Source organism: Phocaeicola faecalis, assembly GCF_021730445.1.
GTDB classification, from domain to species: domain Bacteria; phylum Bacteroidota; class Bacteroidia; order Bacteroidales; family Bacteroidaceae; genus Phocaeicola; species Phocaeicola faecalis.
On the sequence record NZ_JADNRM010000001.1, the window covers coordinates 232,902 to 252,995 of the forward strand.

The 20,094-nt window shown below is 43.2% G+C and carries 19 protein-coding genes; 13 read left to right on the forward strand and 6 right to left on the reverse strand.

All coding sequences use genetic code 11. The annotated features are described in order from the left end of the window. Positions 1-85 precede the first annotated feature (85 nt). On the reverse strand, positions 86-1,273 hold the full coding sequence (gene spt, locus IR173_RS01015; RefSeq protein ID WP_237037844.1) for a serine palmitoyltransferase: 1,188 nt from the start codon (positions 1,271-1,273) through the stop codon (positions 86-88). Between the two features lie 247 nt (positions 1,274-1,520). Here spt and IR173_RS01020 point away from each other — a divergent pair, with 247 nt between their 5' ends. Continuing rightward, complete coding sequence (locus IR173_RS01020; protein ID WP_237037845.1) at positions 1,521-2,555, forward strand: diacylglycerol/lipid kinase family protein; 1,035 nt, start codon at positions 1,521-1,523, stop codon at positions 2,553-2,555. Between the two features lies 1 nt (position 2,556). On the opposite strand, the gene IR173_RS01025 is transcribed toward IR173_RS01020, so the two are convergent. Continuing rightward, the gene (locus IR173_RS01025; protein ID WP_237038405.1) at positions 2,557-3,261 is read right to left on the reverse strand and encodes a tRNA1(Val) (adenine(37)-N6)-methyltransferase; all 705 of its coding nucleotides are present in this window, start codon (positions 3,259-3,261) and stop codon (positions 2,557-2,559) included. A 187-nt stretch (positions 3,262-3,448) separates the two neighbouring features. Between IR173_RS01025 and lon the strand changes: the two genes are divergently transcribed. Genes lon through IR173_RS01040 form a run of 3 tightly spaced genes read left to right on the forward strand, consistent with a single transcriptional unit; the run spans position 3,449 to position 8,242 of the window. Further along, on the forward strand, positions 3,449-5,929 hold the full coding sequence (gene lon, locus IR173_RS01030) for an endopeptidase La (protein WP_237037846.1): 2,481 nt from the start codon (positions 3,449-3,451) through the stop codon (positions 5,927-5,929). 2 nt (positions 5,930-5,931) lie between these two features. Further along, complete coding sequence (gene tgt / locus IR173_RS01035) at positions 5,932-7,062, forward strand: tRNA guanosine(34) transglycosylase Tgt (protein ID WP_237037847.1); 1,131 nt, start codon at positions 5,932-5,934, stop codon at positions 7,060-7,062. Between the two features lie 10 nt (positions 7,063-7,072). Then, a complete protein-coding gene (locus IR173_RS01040; protein ID WP_237037848.1) occupies positions 7,073-8,242 on the forward strand; it encodes an LptF/LptG family permease in 1,170 nt (389 codons plus the stop codon). On the opposite strand, the gene IR173_RS01045 is transcribed toward IR173_RS01040, so the two are convergent. Beyond that, the gene (locus IR173_RS01045) at positions 8,243-8,866 is read right to left on the reverse strand and encodes an HAD family hydrolase (protein ID WP_237037849.1); all 624 of its coding nucleotides are present in this window, start codon (positions 8,864-8,866) and stop codon (positions 8,243-8,245) included. It lies immediately after the preceding gene. Positions 8,867-8,987: 121 nt separating this feature from the next. Between IR173_RS01045 and IR173_RS01050 the strand changes: the two genes are divergently transcribed. Continuing rightward, the gene (locus IR173_RS01050; protein ID WP_237037850.1) at positions 8,988-9,752 is read left to right on the forward strand and encodes a M15 family metallopeptidase; all 765 of its coding nucleotides are present in this window, start codon (positions 8,988-8,990) and stop codon (positions 9,750-9,752) included. A gap of 137 nt (positions 9,753-9,889) precedes the next feature. On the opposite strand, the gene IR173_RS01055 is transcribed toward IR173_RS01050, so the two are convergent. Further along, positions 9,890-10,384, reverse strand: coding sequence for a TlpA family protein disulfide reductase (locus IR173_RS01055; RefSeq protein ID WP_237037851.1), 495 nt, complete (start codon positions 10,382-10,384; stop codon positions 9,890-9,892). A 273-nt stretch (positions 10,385-10,657) separates the two neighbouring features. Between IR173_RS01055 and serB the strand changes: the two genes are divergently transcribed. Continuing rightward, positions 10,658-11,890, forward strand: coding sequence for a phosphoserine phosphatase SerB (serB, locus tag IR173_RS01060; protein ID WP_237037852.1), 1,233 nt, complete (start codon positions 10,658-10,660; stop codon positions 11,888-11,890). A 23-nt stretch (positions 11,891-11,913) separates the two neighbouring features. Beyond that, the gene (locus IR173_RS01065) at positions 11,914-13,176 is read left to right on the forward strand and encodes a DEAD/DEAH box helicase (protein ID WP_237037853.1); all 1,263 of its coding nucleotides are present in this window, start codon (positions 11,914-11,916) and stop codon (positions 13,174-13,176) included. A 144-nt stretch (positions 13,177-13,320) separates the two neighbouring features. Here the strand turns inward: IR173_RS01065 and IR173_RS01070 are convergent, their stop codons facing one another. Beyond that, positions 13,321-14,109: a DUF4738 domain-containing protein gene (locus IR173_RS01070; RefSeq protein ID WP_237037854.1), complete on the reverse strand. Its 789-nt coding sequence runs from the start codon at positions 14,107-14,109 to the stop codon at positions 13,321-13,323. An 11-nt stretch (positions 14,110-14,120) separates the two neighbouring features. Next, a complete protein-coding gene (locus tag IR173_RS01075; protein ID WP_237037855.1) occupies positions 14,121-15,434 on the reverse strand; it encodes a UDP-glucose dehydrogenase family protein in 1,314 nt (437 codons plus the stop codon). Between the two features lie 119 nt (positions 15,435-15,553). On the opposite strand from IR173_RS01075, the gene IR173_RS01080 reads away from it, so the two are divergent. Genes IR173_RS01080 through cobC form a run of 6 tightly spaced genes read left to right on the forward strand, consistent with a single transcriptional unit; the run spans position 15,554 to position 20,080 of the window. Further along, positions 15,554-16,708, forward strand: a complete 1,155-nt coding sequence (locus tag IR173_RS01080) for an HU domain-containing protein (protein ID WP_237037856.1) — start codon at positions 15,554-15,556, stop codon at positions 16,706-16,708. Positions 16,709-16,722: 14 nt separating this feature from the next. After that, positions 16,723-17,247 (forward strand): FHA domain-containing protein, encoded by a 525-nt coding sequence (locus IR173_RS01085; protein WP_237037857.1) that lies wholly within the window; start codon positions 16,723-16,725, stop codon positions 17,245-17,247. 5 nt (positions 17,248-17,252) lie between these two features. After that, positions 17,253-17,765: a bifunctional adenosylcobinamide kinase/adenosylcobinamide-phosphate guanylyltransferase gene (cobU, locus tag IR173_RS01090; protein ID WP_237037858.1), complete on the forward strand. Its 513-nt coding sequence runs from the start codon at positions 17,253-17,255 to the stop codon at positions 17,763-17,765. A 4-nt stretch (positions 17,766-17,769) separates the two neighbouring features. Continuing rightward, a complete protein-coding gene (gene cobT, locus IR173_RS01095) occupies positions 17,770-18,807 on the forward strand; it encodes a nicotinate-nucleotide--dimethylbenzimidazole phosphoribosyltransferase (RefSeq protein ID WP_237037859.1) in 1,038 nt (345 codons plus the stop codon). 2 nt (positions 18,808-18,809) lie between these two features. Next, positions 18,810-19,559 carry an adenosylcobinamide-GDP ribazoletransferase gene (gene cobS, locus IR173_RS01100; RefSeq protein WP_237037860.1) on the forward strand — a complete coding sequence of 250 codons (750 nt, stop codon included), beginning with the start codon at positions 18,810-18,812 and terminating at the stop codon, positions 19,557-19,559. Then, the gene (cobC, locus tag IR173_RS01105; protein WP_237037861.1) at positions 19,553-20,080 is read left to right on the forward strand and encodes an alpha-ribazole phosphatase; all 528 of its coding nucleotides are present in this window, start codon (positions 19,553-19,555) and stop codon (positions 20,078-20,080) included. Before cobS ends, cobC begins: the two co-directional genes overlap by 7 nt. Positions 20,081-20,094: the final 14 nt, after the last annotated feature.

Below are 20,094 nucleotides of genomic sequence, written 5' to 3' on the forward strand. Positions count from 1 at the left end.
TAGAGATAACCGAACCGGCCATCTTCTAAAAAACAGATGCGGCTCAACAAAAGATTGTCAAGCCGCACCGTTGAAACAAATTCTTTTATTTCAATATGCCTAATTTCTTAAAGCATTGAGTCAGTTTGTCTACTGCATAGTCAACCTGCTCTTTGGTATGGGTAGCCATCAAAGCAACACGAACCAATGTATCTTGAGGTGCACATGCAGGAGGGATAACCGGATTGATAAAGATACCTTCATCAAACGCCAATTTGGTCACCTCGAATGTCTTATCGGTATCGCGCACATAAAGCGGGATGATAGGACTCTCTGTATCACCGATTTCAAAACCAGCCTGACGGAAACGGTCTAATGCATAATTGGTAATCGTCCACAAGTTTGCCTTGCGTTCGGGTTCTGTCTTCAAGATGTGAAGTGCTTCACGTGCGGCAGCGGTTGCAGCCGGAGTGTTACTTGCAGAGAAAATATAAGAACGCGAATTATGACGCAACCAATTGATAGTATCTTTGTCTGCTGCCACAAAACCACCGATGGAAGCAAGTGACTTAGAGAAAGTACCCATAATTACATCTACCTGGTCGGTCAAGCCGAAGTGGTCGCATACCCCGCGTCCCTGATGTCCGAATACTCCCAAACCGTGAGCTTCGTCTACCATGATGCTGGCATTGTATTTTTCTTTCAGGCGGACAATTTCGGGCAAATTTGCCAAGTCTCCTTCCATAGAGAATACTCCGTCAACCACAATCAGTTTCACTGATTCGGGCTTGCACTTCTGAAGTTCTTTTTCAAGAGCTTCCATATCATTGTGCTTGTACTTTAACTGAGTAGAAAAAGAAAGACGACGTCCGTCTACGATAGAAGCATGGTCGCGGTCATCGCAGATGATATAGTCATTACGGTCTGTCAGGCATGAAACCACACCTTCGTTTACCGTAAAACCGGTGGAATAAACCAACGCATCATCCTTACCTACGAATTCTGCCAATTCTTTTTCTAACTGAACATGAAGGTCGAGTGTACCATTCAAGAAGCGTGAACCTGCACAACCTGTACCATATTTACGGGTTGCAGCAATTGCTGCTTCAATAATTCTTTCATCGTAAGTCAGCCCCATATAAGAGTTAGAGCCAAACATCAGGACTTTTTTTCCGTCCATGATAACTTCCGTATCCTGATGGCTGTCTATCTCACGGAAATAAGGATAAACACCCTGCTCCATGTATAACTGAGGCAATCTGAATTTACTTAACTTGTCTTGTAATAATCCCATATTTTATTATATGTGGCGTAAACCTCATCGGTTTACATTAAAATAAATGTATATAAACTCACTAATACATTCTGCTTTTAGGGAGTTCCCGTCAAAACAGGCTGCAAAGATAGTAATTTCTGCAAAGCGTTGTTCTCTTTTTCAAAAAAAATATTTAGTAACATCAAAACTTTTATGATTTTCGATGGTTATAACTAAAATGTATTACTTTTGCATCTTGTTTGAAAGCTAAACGACCTAAAGAAGTATGACCGCAAAAAAAAGAATTGTATTTGTTGTAAATCCCATCTCAGGGACGCAGGGGAAGAAGGCCATATTGAAATGGATTGACGAGCGCATAGACCGTGCGCTTTTTGATTATTCTATTGTAAAAACGCAATACGCCGGTCATGCCGTCGAAATTGCGGCGACGGCTGCCAAAGAGAATGTAGACATCGTAGTGGCCATAGGCGGCGATGGTACGATTAACGAAATCGGTCGTTCGCTGGTACACACAAACACGGCACTAGGTATCATTCCTTGCGGTTCGGGCAATGGATTGGCACGCCATTTACGTATTCCGATGGACGCCAAAGCAGCTATTGACTTGCTGAATACCGGCGAATGTACTTGTGTGGACTACGGAAAGATAAACAATATGCCGTTTTTCTGCACATGCGGTGTAGGGTTTGATGCTTTTGTGAGTCTGAAATTTGCCGATTCAGGTAAAAGAGGCTTATTGACCTATCTGGAAAATACCTTACACGAAAGTCTGACGTACGAACCCGAAACCTATGAAATAGAGAATGAAGAGGGAACAATCAAATATAAAGCATTCCTGATTGCTTGCGCCAATGCATCGCAGTATGGCAACAATGCCTATATTGCTCCCCAGGCTTCCTTGACCGACGGACTGATGGATGTCACCATCCTGGAACCTTTCACCGTGCTTGATGTGCCGTCCTTGTCCTTCCAGTTATTCAATAAAACGATTGACCAAAACAGCCGCATTAAAACCATGCGTGCCAAAAAGATAAAGATACACCGCACCAAAGAAGGGGTAATGCACTATGACGGTGACCCGGTGATGGGAGGTAAAGATATCGAAGTGGAACTTATTCCTCATGGGCTGAATGTGATAATCTCCAATAAAAAAAAAGAGGAGGAACCTTTTAGCCTCCTGCAACAGATAGCAGAGTATTTTAGCGGTTTGAAGCCTAAACATGAAGAGATGATTAAACAGAAGTACAATCACCTTTTTGTATTGAACCGCCATTTACTCAGACGGTTATCCAAAAAATAGGTTACATTTTCAAATAGAATTCTTTGGTCAGCGCTATATATTCCTCACTATATATATGGCGGGAGAGCTCCACAACCAAACAACCCTCCACACATGCCACCGGTTGCTTCTTAAATTCCATCAATACCCGCTTGGGGGTGGCATCCGGCTTGGTTTTTATCCATGTACGGCGAGACAAATGCAACCCTTCCTCTGAGGCGATTTTCATAAACTCATCCATACCGTCTGTCGGAATAATGACAGAGAAACGCCCTGATGAAGAAAGTAATCTTCCACAACTATTTATCAGCGATTCAAAATTTAAACCGACTGTGTGACGGGCCATGTTTCTTTGTCCGTCAGGACATTTCAGCGAATTGACAAAATAAGGAGGATTTGACACGATTACATCATATCGGATATCTGAATCAAAATGGCAAATATCATGGTGCTCCACCTCTATCCTATCGGGCCACGGCGAGTTCTTTACATTCTCTTCGGCCTGCTTCACAGCATCTTCATCTATGTCGACAGCCATAATATGCGCTTCACTGCGCTGGGCAAGCATCAGGGATATCAGCCCTGTCCCGGTGCCGACATCCAAAATATCGCGTGCATCAGACACCTCTGTCCATGCTCCCAACAACACCCCATCCGTGCCTACTTTCATGGCACAACGGTCATGATAAACGGTAAATTGTTTGAATGAAAAATAAGGATTCGGCATAGTAGTCATATTATTTTTCGCCAAAAATAGTCAATTCAGTCCGAATACGCCAAATATTAGGAATTATTTGATTTTAAAAACTCATTTAGTACTCACGAATTTTCCTTATTCGCCAAGGAATGATTAACTTTGTCCCCGTTTTGGGCAATAGTCCAACATTAAAAAACAGAACTAGGAAGATAGAATTATGGTTAAAAGAAAAAAGACAGAGGATATTTTGATGAATACAGATGCTGATGACATCTCTATGCTGGCTGAAATCCAAACCGATTTGGAAGACATATCTGCAATCGAATTTGAAAAAGAGATTCCCATAATGCCTTTGCGCAATATGGTCATGTTTCCATCGGTAGTCATGCCTGTAACTATCGGACGTCCCAGTACGTTGAGACTGGTCAACGCTGCCTATAAGAAAAAACAACCCATAGCCGTTGTCTGCCAAATACAAGGAGATTTGGATGACCCGGGATTTGCCGACCTATACCATGTGGGAGTCATTGCAAAGATTCTCCGTGTTTTTGAAATGCCGGGCGGCAATACCACCGTTATCATGCAGTCCAATGGTCCCAAAATCCATCTGGACAACATAACCAGAGCTGTTCCTTATTTAAAAGGAACGGTTACAGCTATCCACGAGAATTATGAAGAGCAGGACAGCGACGAATTCAAAGCCCTGATAGATACCTGCAAAGACTTGACAGCCAAATTTATTGACGTTTCGGAAAAGCTCAGTCCTGATACGGTATTTGCTATAAAGAATCTGGACAACCCGGAAATTCTAGTTAACTTTATCAGTTCAAACTTCCCTTTTGCTGTTGAAGAAAAAATAGAATTGCTGAAATATGACGTATTGAAAGAGCGTATGTATCGCCTTATTCAGATATTGAACCGCGAAGTGCAGTTGGCCAATATCAAACAAAACATCCAGATACGTACCCGCGAGGATATCGACCGCCAACAACGCGAATACTTCCTGCAACAGCAAATAAAGAATATTCAGGATGAATTGGGAGGTGGACAAGAAGACGAGATTGATGAATTGCGTCAGAAAGGCCAGTCCAAGAGATGGGGAAAGGAAGTGGCAGAACTCTTTGAGAAAGAACTGTCCAAGCTGGAGCGTATCAACTCGCAATCTCCTGATTTTAATGTGCAGCTCACTTATTTGCAAACATTGCTGGCCTTGCCTTGGGAGTCATACACTACAGACAACCTGAATATCAATAATGCAGAAAAGACTTTGAACAAAGACCATTATGGATTGGAAAAGGTGAAAGAACGTATCTTGGAACATTTGGCTGTGCTGAAGTTGAGAGGCAATATGAAATCACCTATCATTTGTCTTTATGGCCCTCCGGGAGTAGGTAAAACATCTTTAGGACGTTCTATCGCATCTGCCTTGAAACGTAAATATGTGCGTATGTCATTAGGCGGCGTACATGATGAGGCTGAAATCAGAGGACACCGCAAAACTTACATCGGCGCTATGCCCGGCCGTATCATCAAAAGTTTGATTAAAGCCGAATCGTCCAATCCGGTGATTATTCTGGATGAGATAGACAAACTGGGCAGCGACCATCGCGGAGATCCCAGTTCGGCTATGCTGGAAGTACTTGACCCTGAACAAAACAACACGTTCCATGATAATTATCTGGACGTGGACTATGATTTATCCAAAGTCATGTTTATTGCCACTGCCAACAACCTCGGCACAATCCCTTCTCCATTGCTCGACCGTATGGAGTTGATTGAGGTGAGCGGATACATCACAGAGGAAAAAGTGGAAATCGCCCGCCGTCACCTCGTACCGAAAGAGCTGGAAGCCAACGGCATAAAGAAAGGATATGTAAAGTTCAGCAAACAGGCTTTGGAATATATCATCGAAAATTACACACGTGAAAGCGGTGTGCGCGAGCTCGAAAAAAAGATAAACAAAATCATGCGCAAGATTGCCTTGCAGTTTGCACGTGACGGCTTCGAGCTGGTGCATGAAATCAAGCCTGATGACGTAAGAGAATACTTAGGTACTCCCGAATACAGTCGCGACAAATATCAAGGCAATGACTATGCAGGTGTAGTAACCGGACTGGCATGGACAGCCGTAGGCGGAGAAATTTTATTCGTAGAGACCAGTTTGAGCAAAGGGAAAGGCGGAAAACTCACCTTGACCGGAAACTTAGGTGACGTGATGAAGGAGTCCGCTATGCTGGCCTTGGAATATATCAAGGCACACACACAGCTACTCAACCTGAGGGAAGATATCTTCGACAATTGGAACATACACGTCCACGTGCCCGAAGGAGCAATTCCCAAAGACGGGCCTTCTGCCGGCATTACCATGGTCACTTCATTAGCTTCCGCCCTTACCCAGCGCAAGGTGAAAGCCAATCTTGCCATGACAGGAGAAATCACGCTACGCGGAAAGGTATTGCCCGTAGGCGGTATCAAGGAAAAGATATTGGCAGCCAAGCGTGCCGGCATCAAGGATATCATTTTATGTGAAGAGAACCGCAAGAATATCGAAGAAATACAGGCGATATACTTGGAAGGAGTAACTTTCCATTATGTAAATGACATTAAAGAAGTATTGGAACTAGCTTTGACTGACGAGAAAGTAAACGGTGCCATAGACTTTAATACTACTCATCAAACAAACGAAGAAAAGAAATAAATATGACTTTTGACTTACAATATACAGACCCCAAATCTAATGCCCGTGCCGGGATTATCACCACAGACCACGGACAGATAGAAACTCCTATTTTCATGCCGGTAGGCACGTTGGGAACAGTTAAGGGCGTGCATTTACATGAGTTGAAAGACGATATTAAGGCACAGATTATATTAGGAAACACGTACCATTTATATCTGCGGCCGGGACTGGATATCATCGAACGTGCCGGTGGCCTGCATAAGTTTAACGGTTTCGACCGCCCTATGCTGACCGACAGTGGCGGCTTTCAGGTGTTCTCTTTGTCGGGCATCCGCAAGATGCGCGAGGAAGGTGTGGAATTTCGTTCACACATCGATGGTTCCAAGCACATGTTCACCCCTGAAAAGGTAATGGATATCGAACGTACCATCGGAGCGGATATTATGATGGCTTTTGACGAATGTACTCCGGGCACCGCCGATTACGAGTATGCAAAGAAATCGATGCAACTCACCCATCGCTGGCTGGACCGCTGCTTGAAACGTTTCAACGAAACAGAACCCAAATACGGATATAAGCAGTCATTGTTCCCTATCGTACAGGGTTGTGTATATCCCGACCTCCGCAAGCAATCGGCGGAATTTATAGCATCAAAAGGTGCTGACGGCAATGCTATCGGAGGATTGGCAGTGGGTGAACCGACCGAAAAGATGTACGAGATGATTGAGGTAGTCAACGAAATTCTGCCTAAAGACAAGCCTCGCTATCTGATGGGAGTCGGTACTCCAATAAATATATTGGAAGGAATAGAACGCGGTGTGGATATGTTTGACTGCGTGATGCCTACCCGTAACGGACGAAACGGAATGCTTTTTACCAAAGACGGAATCATGAATATGCGTAATAAGAAATGGGAAGATGATTATTCGCCCATCGAGGCCGACGGCGCATCGTATGTAGATACCATGTATAGCCGTGCTTATCTGCGCCACTTATTCCATGCACAAGAGTTGCTGGCCATGCAAATTGCTTCCATCCACAATTTGGCATTCTATCTGTGGCTGGCAGGTGAAGCACGCAAGCATATCATTGCCGGTGACTTCTCTACATGGAAACCAATGATGGTAAAGCGCTTATCCACAAGATTATAATTTATAGAAAATGAAGAATTGGTTCAAGAAGAGCACAGGTAAATTCACGAAAGATGAAGAGCAGTCGCAGACTGGCAACAAACACTTGCAAAGCAGATGGCTCAAGAGGCTGGATGTATATATCATCAAGAAGTTTCTCGGGACCTACTTCTTTGCCATTGCATTGATTATTTCCATTGCAGTAGTGTTTGACGTGAACGAGAATATCGACAGGTTTATCAATAATAAGGCACCGCTGAAAGCTATCGTCTTTGATTATTACATGAACTTTATTCCTTATTTCTCCAATCTGCTCAGCCCGCTTTTTGTCTTTATTGCCGTTATCTTCTTTACTTCCAAACTGGCGGAGAATTCAGAAATCATTGCCATGTTCTCTACAGGAATGAGTTTCAAGCGAATGATGCGGCCGTATATGATTTCAGCAGCCATTATCTCTGTAGTAGCTTATGGACTGGGTGCATACGTCATCCCCAAAGGAAATGTGACACGACTCGACTTTGAAGACCGCTATAAAAAGAAAAAGAAGGTGGAGTATGTACGCAATGTGCAGATGGAAGTCGACAGTGGTGTAATTGCTTACATTGAACGCTATGAAAATTATAACAAGACAGGCTACCGTTTCTCTTTGGACAAATTTAAGGATAAAAAATTGGTATCCCATCTCACCGCACGGAGCATTACCTATGATACAGCCAGTGTACACAAATGGATTATCAAGAACTACATGATTCGGGAAATGGACGGTATGCGTGAAAAAATCAGTAAAGGCGACCGGATGGACAGTATCATAAAAATGGAGCCGCAAGACTTCCTTATTATGAAAAATCAGCAGCAGACAATGACCAGTCCTGCCCTGAAGAGCTATATTGACAAGCAAAAGAAACGTGGTTTTGCCAATATCAAAGAGTTTGAAATTGAATACTACCAACGTATCGCCATGTCTTTTGCCGCCTTTATTCTGACTACCATCGGTGTTTCACTGTCATCCCGTAAGGTTAAAGGAGGAATGGGACTGAATTTGGGTGTAGGTTTGGCCTTAAGCTTCTCTTACATTCTATTCCAAACGGTTTCCGCAACTTTTGCCATCAATGGAAATACTCCCCCGATTGTGGCAGTATGGATACCTAATATACTCTATACATTAATAGCAATCTACTTATACAGAAAAGCTCCTAAATAATTATAGGAGCTTTTCCAGTTTTTCACGCCAGTCTTCACCATTCGCGGGTTGCAACGTGACAAAGCCAAGTTCTTTGCCTACGGCTATATTCGAAGCACCGTCATCCACAAAAACAGTTTCAGAAGGATTCAGCGCAGCATCCCTTACCATATATTCAAAGATTCCCCGATTGGGCTTTACACATTTCACTTCATAAGAAGCATATATCTTATCCACATAATCGTCCAGCGGACGGCCTGCAGGTGTAAATTCCTTGCTACGCGCCCATCCCATAATATATGGATTGGTATTGCTTAATATATAAACATTGTATTTACGTTGGCGAAGGGTATTCAAATAGTCCAATTTATACTGTTCCACAGCAGTAATAAATCCTCTCCATCCTAATTCCACCTCTTTGTATGTCAGTTCCTTGCCACAACTCTCACTCAGTTTCAGTCGAAAAGACTCAGCATCGATACGTCCGTCCTCCACTTCCAAAAAGATACCTTTCTGATGATACTTGTCAAGCAGATTATCCGCATCCCTCACTCCTATTTCAATAAACTTCTTCACTGCACGGTCACGGTCAATATCAATAATAACCCCGCCAAAATCAAACACAATATTCTTTATCTGTCTCATACATTTTTAATTAATTATTGCAAAGATAAGCATTTGAAAAAGAATAGAGAATGATGTAAATCAATAAAAAAGCAGTATTTTTACCTGCCAAACAGAATATCCATCCTTAAAGCAAAAACAAATGAAAATAAGAAACCTACTCACCCGAAGCCTGTTTTGCCTCTTAACCTTTATATCCAGCCCTTCCTCATCCGTCTGCCTATTCTCTCAAGGAGAGCAAAACGATAAGGAACAAACGATATTAAGAATATGGAAAGCCGGAGAAACGGTCAGTCAGAAGAGTATAGCACAGTTTGGAACAGCCAATTGTTTTAAGATACAGAAGATTGACGACGCCCTCTTCAAAAGAATCTATGGAAAGTCCTATAAAACAAACTGCACCATACCGAAGGAAGAATTACGTTATCTGAAGGTGCTCCATTATAACCTGAAAGGAGAAATATGCCTTGGTGAATTAGTCTGCAATAAAGCCATAAGCGATGATTTAATCGAAATATTCCGAGCCTTGTATAAAGCCCGATACCCCATTGAACGAATGGTATTAATTGATGAATATGACGCAGAAGACAATCGGTCCATGCAAGCCAACAATTCCTCTTGCTTCAATTTCCGTGTTGTGCCGGGCACCCGGAAACTGTCCAATCACAGCAAAGGGCTGGCAATAGATATCAACCCGCTTTATAATCCTTATGTCAGAACCAACAAGAACGGAAAGGTCATCATATCTCCCGAGAACGGGAAGAAATATGCAGACAGAGGCCTGTCCTTTCCCTACAAAATAGACAAGAACGATTTATGCTATAAGGAATTCATTAAACACGGTTTCATTTGGGGAGGTGCTTGGAAGAGCCTGAAAGACTACCAGCACTTCGAAAAAGTACGTTAGTAATCCTTTTCGGACCGGGCCACTAACAGACATAAGAATAGAAGGAAAAAAGCATAAAAAAAGCCATGTCCTCTGTAACAGAAGTCATGGCTATTATTTTTGTTGTATTTTTGTTTTTCCTTACGGAAACTCTCTTCTTAATTTAAATAAGAAGAAAGTTGGGATGGAGTGATGTCTTTCGCTACAATGACACCGTTTTCGTCCAAAAGAAAATTCTTAAACCCTTTATTCAAACGATAAGTTTTGAATAAATCGGAAGAATTACCTGCCAGTTCAACAAAACAATTAGATGTTGAAATCCGGTCTTTTTTAATGGTTTCGTTAAATATTGATTTAAATTCATCAAACGAAACAGAAACCATTTCCACGTTATCAGCCTGCTCTATTGCATGATTCAAGGTAGCATTCTGCACTCTTGAAGGAGCATCATAGCTGGCCCAAAAACTAAGCAACACGTATTTACCTCTCAAATCTTTTAAGTCAATCAGTTGCTTCTCGCCGCAGATGGTAAAAGTCGGAGCTTTATCTCCTATCGTCAGCCCTTCTGTCGGCGTGTCTTTCCCTACAAATGAGAACGAAATCAAGGAACTAATGATTAATACAACAAAAATCCACTTTACATTTTTAATCATGTAATTCGGTTTTGGTTAATACTATCCGGGACTGCCCTTAAACAGTGATTCCTCCCCGGAACATTGTCTTTTGGCCTGATAATCAAAGCCATTATATTTGGAAATCTGCGGCAAAGGTAAGGAGTTTTTATGCGAACTCCAAGAGTTTATATCAAAAAATATGTTATATAGCATAAAATCATCCATTCCATCGAGAAAAAAGAATCTCAAAAAGATAGCTTGAAAGGATTAAATTGCGTACTTTTGCAATCTGTAAATAGCAACATTTTATGTATGGATACAAGTACTGAACTTATTTTAATTCGTATCACCGGTTTGGACAGGCCGGGACTGACGGCTTCCATTACGGAAATACTTTCAAAATATGATGTTACCATTTTGGATATAGGACAAGCCGATATTCATAGCACTCTTTCATTGGGTATTTTATTCAAAAGCCGGGAAAAAGATTCGGGTAATATCATGAAAGATTTGCTATTTAATGCATCCGCTTTAGGAATTACCATCCGCTTCTACCCCATTACGGTGGAAGAATACGAGGAGTGGGTAGGAATGCAGGGAAAGAACCGCTATATCCTGACCTTGCTGGGACGTAAACTTTCTGCCAAACAGATTGCAGCCGTCACGCGCATCATTGCGGAACAAGGTTTGAACATAGATGCCATCAAACGTTTGACAGGTCGTGTTCCTTTGGACGAGCAAAAGGCAAATGTGCGTGCCTGCATTGAGTTCTCCGTTCGCGGCACTCCCCGAGACCGGGAAGAAATGCAGCGGGAACTGATGAAACTCAGCAGCGATTTGGAAATGGATTTCTCTCTCCAATTAGACAATATGTACCGACGTATGCGTCGCCTGATTTGTTTTGATATGGATTCTACACTTATCCAGACAGAATGTATCGACGAACTGGCGGAACGTGCCGGTGTGGGTGACAAAGTAAGAGAAATAACCGAACGGGCCATGCGTGGTGAAATAGACTTTATCGAAAGTTTCACCGAACGCGTAGCTTTGTTGAAAGGTCTGGATGAGAGTGTAATGCGTGAAATTGCCGAAACCCTGCCCATTACAGAAGGGGTGGAAAGACTCATGTTCGTATTAAAACGATATGGCTATAAAATAGCTATACTTTCGGGTGGATTCACCTATTTCGGCAACTACCTGAAACAAAAATACGGCATTGATTATGTTTACGCCAATGAACTGGAAATAGTAGACGGTAAATTAACCGGCCGCTATTTGGGGGACGTAGTAGACGGAAAGCGTAAAGCGGAATTATTAAAACTGATTGCACAAGTAGAAAAAGTAGATATCGCACAAACCATAGCCGTAGGTGACGGTGCCAATGATTTGCCCATGCTGTCTACTGCCGGGCTAGGCATTGCATTCCATGCAAAACCCAAAGTAGTGGCGAATGCCAAACAGTCCATTAATACCATCGGACTGGATGGAGTGCTTTATTTCCTTGGCTTTAAAGATTCTTATCTGGAAGAGCGCGGCAAACTGTAAGAAAGATAGTATAAAATATATATATGAAATTTTCAGAACTAAATTTAGAAGAGAGTGTGCTCCAGGCATTGGAAGCCATGAGATTTGAAGAGTGTACTCCCGTACAAGAACATACTATTCCTATCATCCTTGAAGGAAAGGACTTGATAGGAGTCGCACAAACAGGTACCGGTAAAACAGCAGCGTATCTCCTCCCCATCTTAAATCAATTAAGCAAGGGAGGTTATCCCGAAGATGCCATCAATTGTATCATCATGGCACCGACCCGCGAACTGGCACAGCAGATAGACCAGCAAATGGAAGGTTTCTCCTATTTTATGCCGGCATCCAGCGTAGCTGTATACGGTGGAAACGACGGAGTGCGTTTTGAACAAGAGAAAAAGGGACTGACCTTGGGAGCAGAAGTAGTCATTGCCACCCCCGGCCGCTTAATCAGCCATCTTAGTTTAGGATATGTAGACCTTTCCAAAGTGTCTTTTTTCATCTTGGATGAGGCAGATCGTATGTTGGATATGGGGTTTGCAGACGACATCATGCAAATAGTAAAATATCTCCCTAAGGAACGCCAAACAATCATGTTCTCTGCCACAATGCCTGCCAAGATACAGCAGTTGGCCAAAACTATCCTGAGAAATCCGGAAGAGATTAAATTGGCAGTATCCAAACCGGCTGAAAAGATTATCCAAACAGCCTATATCTGTTATGAAAATCAAAAGCTGGGCATTATACAGTCATTATTTCAAGACCAGACGCCTGAACGCGTGATTATCTTCGCATCATCCAAAATGAAAGTAAAAGAGGTTACTCAAGCTTTCCGTCGCATGAAACTTAACGTCGGCGAAATGCACTCTGACTTGGAACAGGCACAGCGCGACCAGATTATGCATGACTTCAAGAGTGGAAAGATAAATATCCTGATTGCAACCGATATTGTTTCACGAGGCATTGACATTGATGACATACGCCTGGTTATTAATTATGATGTGCCGCACGACAGTGAGGATTATGTGCACCGCATCGGCCGTACAGCCCGCGCAAACAACGATGGGTGCGCTATAACCTTTGTCAGCGAAAAAGAACAGACACAATTTAAGTCCATCGAAAACTTTATAGGTAAGGACATTTACAAAATACCTGTACCGGAGGAATTAGGCACAGCGCCCGAATACAATCCACGCAGTAATAATAATGGTGGAAAAAGAAAAGGAAACTTTAAAGGGAAAAGAAACAGTGCCACACGCAAACCCGGAAACGGCAATAACGGTAAAAAGCAGCAGAAATCATAAAACCTGTGAGTTTACAGCCTCTCCATATTATAGGAGATGTGTCAAAACTCCCCTTTTATCAAAATCACCCTCGCCACAGGTAGCTGTAGCGAGGGTGACTTTTAGTTTATGAGAGTTTCGACACACCCTCACTCTTTTCTTTATTCAACGAGCCAATTCATAGGATAGTTTACCATTCGTATCTATCGCAATATTGACCACATAACAAGAAGCACCGTCCGGTATGCAAACAGTGGCCTGATAATGATAGCCTTTTGCATCAACTCCCATAAAATCCATATCCGAAAGAATGGCCCACTGCAAGAAATCATCGGGTATGACATCCTTGAACATCTGCCTCGTAATATCCTTCGCAAACAGACTTCGTTTACCTTCGTATACACAAATATGGATGATATTGTCATAATATACATTATCCACACTCAAGCCCTCTTCCGAGACTCCCGGACGCATCACTTTTATTTTAGACGGATTGATATAGACATAACCACGATAACGCGTATTGTTATACATCACCACCGAATCTTTCTTGATAACTTCCGTATACACAGGAACTTCTTGCTCATGAACAAAAGATAAAGAATCAGCATCGTTCTCTGCCCTGTGCAAGCGAATGACATCCCCTACCAGTGAATGAAACCAAAAAATATATTCTCCCTGTTTCTCTATCTTATAATTATTGACCTGTGCTCCATAAGTAGTCAACGTATCGCCTGTAATTTTAAAGGCGACTGGAGCAACAGCAGCATCAGCATAATAAATAGTATCGCCTGCAACCTTTAGCACAGCGGTTTCCGTATTGTCGTCCAGCCAAATGCCTTGCAACTTTTCTTTCGCCTCTCTATCCTCTTCTTGCAAAGCCTCCTTTTTCAGATTAGCTCCGCAAGAAGAAAATATCGCAGCCAAAACGACAATCAAATATGATTTATACATCTTTAATGTGATTATTTGCCTATGCAGTGATAAACAAACCCTAAATCCTGAAGTTCTTTTGCGTCATAAATGTTACGCCCATCCAAGACTACAGCCTGTTTCATTGTTTTCTTAACAACTCCCCATGCCGGTAAACGGAATTCTTTCCATTCTGTCACCAACATCAATGCGTCAGCATCCAAAAGAGCATCATACATATCGCGAGCATAAAATATTGTATCTCCTATTCTTCTCTCTGATTCCTCCATCGCCGCAGGATCATAGGCACGGACTACACAACCGGCCTTTCTCAATTTCTCAATCAATACCAATGCAGGAGCTTCACGCATATCGTCCGTGCCGGGCTTGAATGCCAATCCCCACAGGGCTATGGTCTTACCTTCCAAATCACCATTGAACACCTTTTCCAATTTCTCAAAAAGAAGACTCTTCTGGGTTTCGTTCACGTCTTCCACAGCTTTCAAGACCCGCATCGGATATCCATTCTGTTCTGCCGTCTTGATTAACGCCTTTACGTCTTTTGGAAAACAGGAACCGCCATAGCCGCATCCCGGATAAAGAAACTTACGACCAATGCGACTGTCAGAACCGATACCGTCGCGTACCATATTTACATCAGCTCCTACCAACTCACAAAGATTGGCTATGTCATTCATAAAACTGATACGAGTAGCAAGCATTGAATTGGCAGCATACTTAGTCATCTCGGCAGAAGGAATATCCATAAAAATAACACGTGAATTCAGCATCATAAAAGGCTTGTATAATTTGGTCATCAGTTTCTTTGCCCGTTCAGACTCAACACCGACCACCACACGGTCGGGACTCATAAAGTCGTCAATGGCATTGCCCTCTTTCAGAAATTCAGGGTTCGAAGCCACATCAAACTCTATGGCCACCCCTCTCTTATCCAATTCTGCCTGAATAGTGTCTTTCACTTTATGTGCAGTTCCCACCGGCACGGTACTCTTTGTCACCACCAACGTGTATTTTTTCATATGCGCGCCAATGGTTTTGGCAACCGCCAATACGTAACTCAAATCGGCACTTCCGTCTTCATCAGGCGGTGTACCTACGGCACTGAACACGATATCTACATTATCAAGGCAATTCTCCAGTGAAGTCGTAAAATGAAGACGGCCGGCATTGACATTGCGTTGCACCATGCCCTCCAGTCCCGGTTCATAAATGGGAATAATACCTTTCTGCAGACTCTCTATCTTCTCGGCATTTACATCCACACAAGTTACATTCACGCCGGTTTCGGCAAAACATGTACCGGTTACTAGTCCAACGTATCCGGTTCCTACAATTGCTATATTCATTTTATTATTAGTTACTCTAACTTTTTATACGCTGCAAAATTACAATAAAAATATGTGGCAAGGACATTTTCCTTCATAAAAGTTGCGCTGAAATGGAATAAAAATGCTATTTTTGCAGTATGATTGAATTGGCTAGACATATAGAAATTCTGTTACTGGAAAATGATTGCGTCATTGTTCCTGAACTAGGTGGGTTTATAGCTCATTATCAACCAGCGTATTACGCTGAATCCGATAACCTCTATTTCCCTCCTATGCGTACCATTGGCTTCAATCCTCAGTTGACAATGAATGACGGACTGTTGGTACAGTCATACATGCAAGTCCATCATACAGACTTTCCGGATGCAACACGGATGATTGAAAAAGAGGTGGAAGAACTAAAAGATACTTTATATAAAGACGGATATGTCCAATTATATGGCATAGGTGATTTGCATTACACTATTCATAATTCTTACGAATTCCGCCCCAATGAAGAGGGTATCCTTTCTCCCCATTTATATGGTTTCAGTTCTTTATCTATCAGTCCCTTAGCCGAAAAAAGTTCAATTACTTCTTCAACCAAGGAGTTGGTATTAAAGCCCCAAAAGGAAAGAGCCGCCATCCGTTTCAACCGTCGCTGGTTGGGCAACGCAGTGGCAATTGCCGCAGCTGTTATCCTGTTCTTTTTCCTTTCGGTACCTGTAGAAAACACCTATGTGGATAAAGGCAATTACGCCTCTTTGGGAACAGACGGATTATTTGAGGCTATCCGTTCACAGTCGCTGGCAACCACTTTGGTTGTACCGCAGCAGCCACAGACAGTTCAGGCCAAGAAGACATCGGGTACTCCGCAACAGCAAGTGGGGCACAAAAGTCTAAAACCTGTAGTCGTCAAAGTGGAAAAGGTCGGTTCGCCAAAAACAGAGACTCCCAAACAAGATACAGGTAAAGAAGCCCCGAAAACGGAAAAGCCTGTTGCCGGCAAGACAACTCCTGCAACGGTAACTGCATCCCCCGCTTCTGCTCCGGCACAAAATAAAGCCGAAGCCGCTACAGCAAAACCAAAATACTTTATTATAGTATCCAGTCTGGCGACAGCCGCCGATGCACAGCAAACATTAAAGGAATATAAGCAAAAAGGCTTTAAGGAAGCGAACATCATCGAAGGAAGCGGACGTTACCGCCTTGCCCTCTGCGGGTTTGCCGACAAAAATACTGCTTATAAGAAAATGAATGAGTTAAAAAAAGACGAAGCATTCAAGAATGCATGGTTACTGAACTCTAAATAAACAGATTATCTCCCATGAAAAGAGTCTTGTGTCCTAAATGTGACAACTATATAACTTTTGACGAAACAAAATATACGGAAGGACAGTCTTTGGTCTTTATATGTGAACACTGCAAAAAGCAATTCAGTATCCGTATCGGAAAGTCAAAATTAAAAGCGACCCGCAAAGAAGAAGTTCTTGACGAACAAGCCAACAACGAAGACTTCGGAAGCATTGTGGTGGTGGAAAATGTATTTGGCTATAAACAGGTATTGCCTTTAAAAGAAGGAGACAACCTGATTGGACGTCGCAGTAAAGGTACCGATGTAGATATTTCCATTGAAACATCCGACCCAAGTATGGATCGTCGCCATTGCATAGTCAATGTAAAACGAAACAAACAGGGAGACCTCATATATACCCTGCGGGACAATCAGAGCATCACCGGAACATTTCTATTAAATGATATATTGGGAGACAAAGACCGGGTCAGAATAGAAGAAGGCGCCATCATCACTATAGGTGCCACCACTCTTATTCTGCGAGCAGCAGAAAAATAAAAGTTATGAAACGTGTTATACTCATCACAGGCGGCCAACGGTCGGGCAAAAGTTCTTATGCAGAAAAATTAGCCCTCAGTTTGTCGCCCAATCCTATTTATATGGCAACTTCCCGCATTTGGGATGAAGAGTTCCGCCAACGGGTCATCAAGCATCAGGAACGCCGGGGGCCGGAATGGACAAACATAGAAGAAGAAAAGAAATTGAGTCGTCATCAGGTAAACGGACGAGTGGTACTGATAGACTGCGTGACTTTATGGGCCACAAATTACTTTTTCGACCTGGATTCTGACGTGAATCTGTCATTGCAAGCTCTGAAACAAGAGTTCAATGCCTTCACTGCACAAGATGCCACTTTTATTTTTGTAACAAACGAAATAGGTTCAGGGGCTGTTTCCGACAATCCCATCCAACGCCGTTTTACGGATTTGCAAGGTTGGATGAATCAATATATTGCCTCCCAAGCCCATCAAGTATACTTAATGGTATCGGGTATTCCTGTATTAATAAAACAATAAGACCATGAAAACTTTCCATATCGAACTTCCTGACCGGCAAATACAGGAAGCACTGATAGACAAAATCAATAACCTGACCAAACCAAAAGGTTCTTTAGGCGTACTGGAAGAGCTGGCATTACAAATCGGGCTCATCCAACAGACGCTCTCTCCCACTCTATGCCATCCCCACAACATCCTGTTCGCTGCCGACCACGGCATCGTGGAAGAAGGAGTCAGCAAATCACCCAAAGAGATTACCTGGCAACAATTGAGTAACTTCCTCCATGGTGGTGCCGGAGTTAATTTTCTCTGCCGGCAACATGGGTTCAAACTTGTACTGGTAGATGCCGGGGTCGACTATAATCTTCCTTACGAAAAGGGAATTATCAACTGCAGTGTAGGCCGCGGTACCCGAAGTTTTCTCCATGGTCCGGCCATGAGTCATGAGGAGATGGAGCTATGCTTGGAACGTGGTGCACAGATGGTAGACAGCGTATATGCCGACGGTTGTAACGTAATCAGTTTCGGAGAAATGGGAATAGGCAATACATCTCCCTCTTCCATTTGGATGCATTTATTTACAGGCATCGCTTTAGAGCAATGCGTGGGAGCCGGTAGCGGTTTGGATTCGGAAGGTATCCGTCATAAATACAATGTATTGAAACAGGCAGTCGACAACTACCAAGGCGACGGATCGGCAAGAGACAAGATTGCCTGGTTTGGAGGTTACGAGATGGTAATGGCTATCGGCGGTATGCTGCGGGCTGCCGAACTGAAGATGCTGATATTGGTCGACGGCTTTATCATGACCAACTGCATCCTTGCCGCTTCCCGGCTCTACCCGGAAGTCTTGCCATACGCCATCTTCGGTCATCAAGGAGACGAAATAGGACACAAACTGGTACTTGACGCTCTAAACGCACGCCCCTTATTGAATTTGGGACTCCGGCTAGGCGAAGGAACCGGTGCTATCTGTGCCTATCCCATCATTGTCTCTGCCGTAACCATGATGAATGAGATGGATAACTTTGCCCATGCATCCATCACAAAATACTTTTAATAATGAAACTGCTTGCCGCACTCATATTCTTCACCCGGCTACCTTTTTGGAGAATAGCCGAAGTTCCCGCCGCTTATTTTAAGCGTGTAGTCGATTATTGGCCTTTTGTCGGTTGGCTCACCGGAGGAATAATGGCAGGTACACTATGGCTCTCCGCCCAATTTCTTCCCATGTCCATAGCCGTTATCCTTGCTTTACTGACACGGTTGCTCATCACTGGCGCACTGCACGAAGACGGTCTGGCAGACTTTTGCGACGGCTTTGGCGGCGGAACTTCACGCGAGAAGATTCTCTCGATTATGAAAGATTCCCATATAGGAACATACGGAGTGTTAGGACTTCTATTCTACTTCGGATTACTATGGAATCTGCTCTCCACTTTATCGCTCTCTTTGGCGTGTATGGCTGTAGCAAGCGGAGATGCATGGAGTAAGTTCTGTTCCGCACAGATAATCAACGTCTTGCCATACGCACGCAAAGAAGAAGAATCAAAAGCAAAAGTCATTTATGACCGCATGGACATCCCGACATGGATAGTGGCCTTTGTAGCCGGTGGACTTCCCATGTGTCTTTTCCTGAATATGTCCTATTGGTGGGCAGCCCTTGCACCCATTACCGTCGTTTTCCTGTTATTGCAATTGTTGCGCAAACGCTTGCAAGGATACACAGGAGACTGCTGCGGAGCCACCTTTCTGCTGTGTGAACTCTCTTTCTATTTAATAATAAACCTAATTTATACCAACTTATGGTAGTATATCTCATTCGCCACACTTCTGTAGACGTCCCTCAGGGAGTGTGCTACGGACAGACAGATGTCCCTTTGAAACCGACCTTTGAAGAAGAGGCTGCACAAACTTCCGCGCAACTCAAAGGTCTTCAGTTTGACAAAGTATATATGAGTCCGTTAACCCGCTGTGTACGCCTGGCCACGTTCTGCGGTTACCCGGATGCCGAGCGGGATGACCGCATCAAAGAAATCAACTTCGGTGATTGGGAGATGCAACGTTTTGAGGATATAACCGATAGCAACCTTCAGAAATGGTATGCCGATTATCGGAATGTGAGAGCTACCAATGGAGAGTCGTTTCAAGACCAATACCAACGTGTAGCCGACTTCCTGAATGAGCTTCGCCAAAAGCCATACAAACAAGTTGCCATATTTGCTCATGGAGGCGTATTGATTAATGCCCAGATTTATGCCGGAACAGTAAAGCCCGAAGAAGCATTCAGCGCATTGACCCCCTATGGAGGAATCATTAAGATTGAGATATAAATCTTCCCTGCAAC

What these genes read in the sequence shown, in the direction of transcription:
- IR173_RS01085 (WP_237037857.1), top strand. Translation starts at nt 16,723, where the DNA reads ATGAAAAGAGTCTTGTGTCCTAAATGTGACAACTATATAACTTTTGAC.
- serB (WP_237037852.1), top strand. Translation starts at nt 10,658, where the DNA reads ATGGATACAAGTACTGAACTTATTTTAATTCGTATCACCGGTTTGGAC.
- IR173_RS01050 (WP_237037850.1), top strand. Translation starts at nt 8,988, where the DNA reads ATGAAAATAAGAAACCTACTCACCCGAAGCCTGTTTTGCCTCTTAACC.
- lon (WP_237037846.1), top strand. Translation starts at nt 3,449, where the DNA reads ATGGTTAAAAGAAAAAAGACAGAGGATATTTTGATGAATACAGATGCT.
- cobC (WP_237037861.1), top strand. Translation starts at nt 19,553, where the DNA reads ATGGTAGTATATCTCATTCGCCACACTTCTGTAGACGTCCCTCAGGGA.
- IR173_RS01065 (WP_237037853.1), top strand. Translation starts at nt 11,914, where the DNA reads ATGAAATTTTCAGAACTAAATTTAGAAGAGAGTGTGCTCCAGGCATTG.
- cobS (WP_237037860.1), top strand. Translation starts at nt 18,810, where the DNA reads ATGAAACTGCTTGCCGCACTCATATTCTTCACCCGGCTACCTTTTTGG.
- IR173_RS01070 (WP_237037854.1), bottom strand. Translation starts at nt 14,109, where the DNA reads ATGTATAAATCATATTTGATTGTCGTTTTGGCTGCGATATTTTCTTCT.
- spt (WP_237037844.1), bottom strand. Translation starts at nt 1,273, where the DNA reads ATGGGATTATTACAAGACAAGTTAAGTAAATTCAGATTGCCTCAGTTA.
- IR173_RS01040 (WP_237037848.1), top strand. Translation starts at nt 7,073, where the DNA reads ATGAAGAATTGGTTCAAGAAGAGCACAGGTAAATTCACGAAAGATGAA.
- cobT (WP_237037859.1), top strand. Translation starts at nt 17,770, where the DNA reads ATGAAAACTTTCCATATCGAACTTCCTGACCGGCAAATACAGGAAGCA.
- tgt (WP_237037847.1), top strand. Translation starts at nt 5,932, where the DNA reads ATGACTTTTGACTTACAATATACAGACCCCAAATCTAATGCCCGTGCC.
- IR173_RS01025 (WP_237038405.1), bottom strand. Translation starts at nt 3,261, where the DNA reads ATGCCGAATCCTTATTTTTCATTCAAACAATTTACCGTTTATCATGAC.
- cobU (WP_237037858.1), top strand. Translation starts at nt 17,253, where the DNA reads ATGAAACGTGTTATACTCATCACAGGCGGCCAACGGTCGGGCAAAAGT.
- IR173_RS01045 (WP_237037849.1), bottom strand. Translation starts at nt 8,866, where the DNA reads ATGAGACAGATAAAGAATATTGTGTTTGATTTTGGCGGGGTTATTATT.
- IR173_RS01020 (WP_237037845.1), top strand. Translation starts at nt 1,521, where the DNA reads ATGACCGCAAAAAAAAGAATTGTATTTGTTGTAAATCCCATCTCAGGG.
- IR173_RS01055 (WP_237037851.1), bottom strand. Translation starts at nt 10,384, where the DNA reads ATGATTAAAAATGTAAAGTGGATTTTTGTTGTATTAATCATTAGTTCC.
- IR173_RS01080 (WP_237037856.1), top strand. Translation starts at nt 15,554, where the DNA reads ATGATTGAATTGGCTAGACATATAGAAATTCTGTTACTGGAAAATGAT.
- IR173_RS01075 (WP_237037855.1), bottom strand. Translation starts at nt 15,434, where the DNA reads ATGAATATAGCAATTGTAGGAACCGGATACGTTGGACTAGTAACCGGT.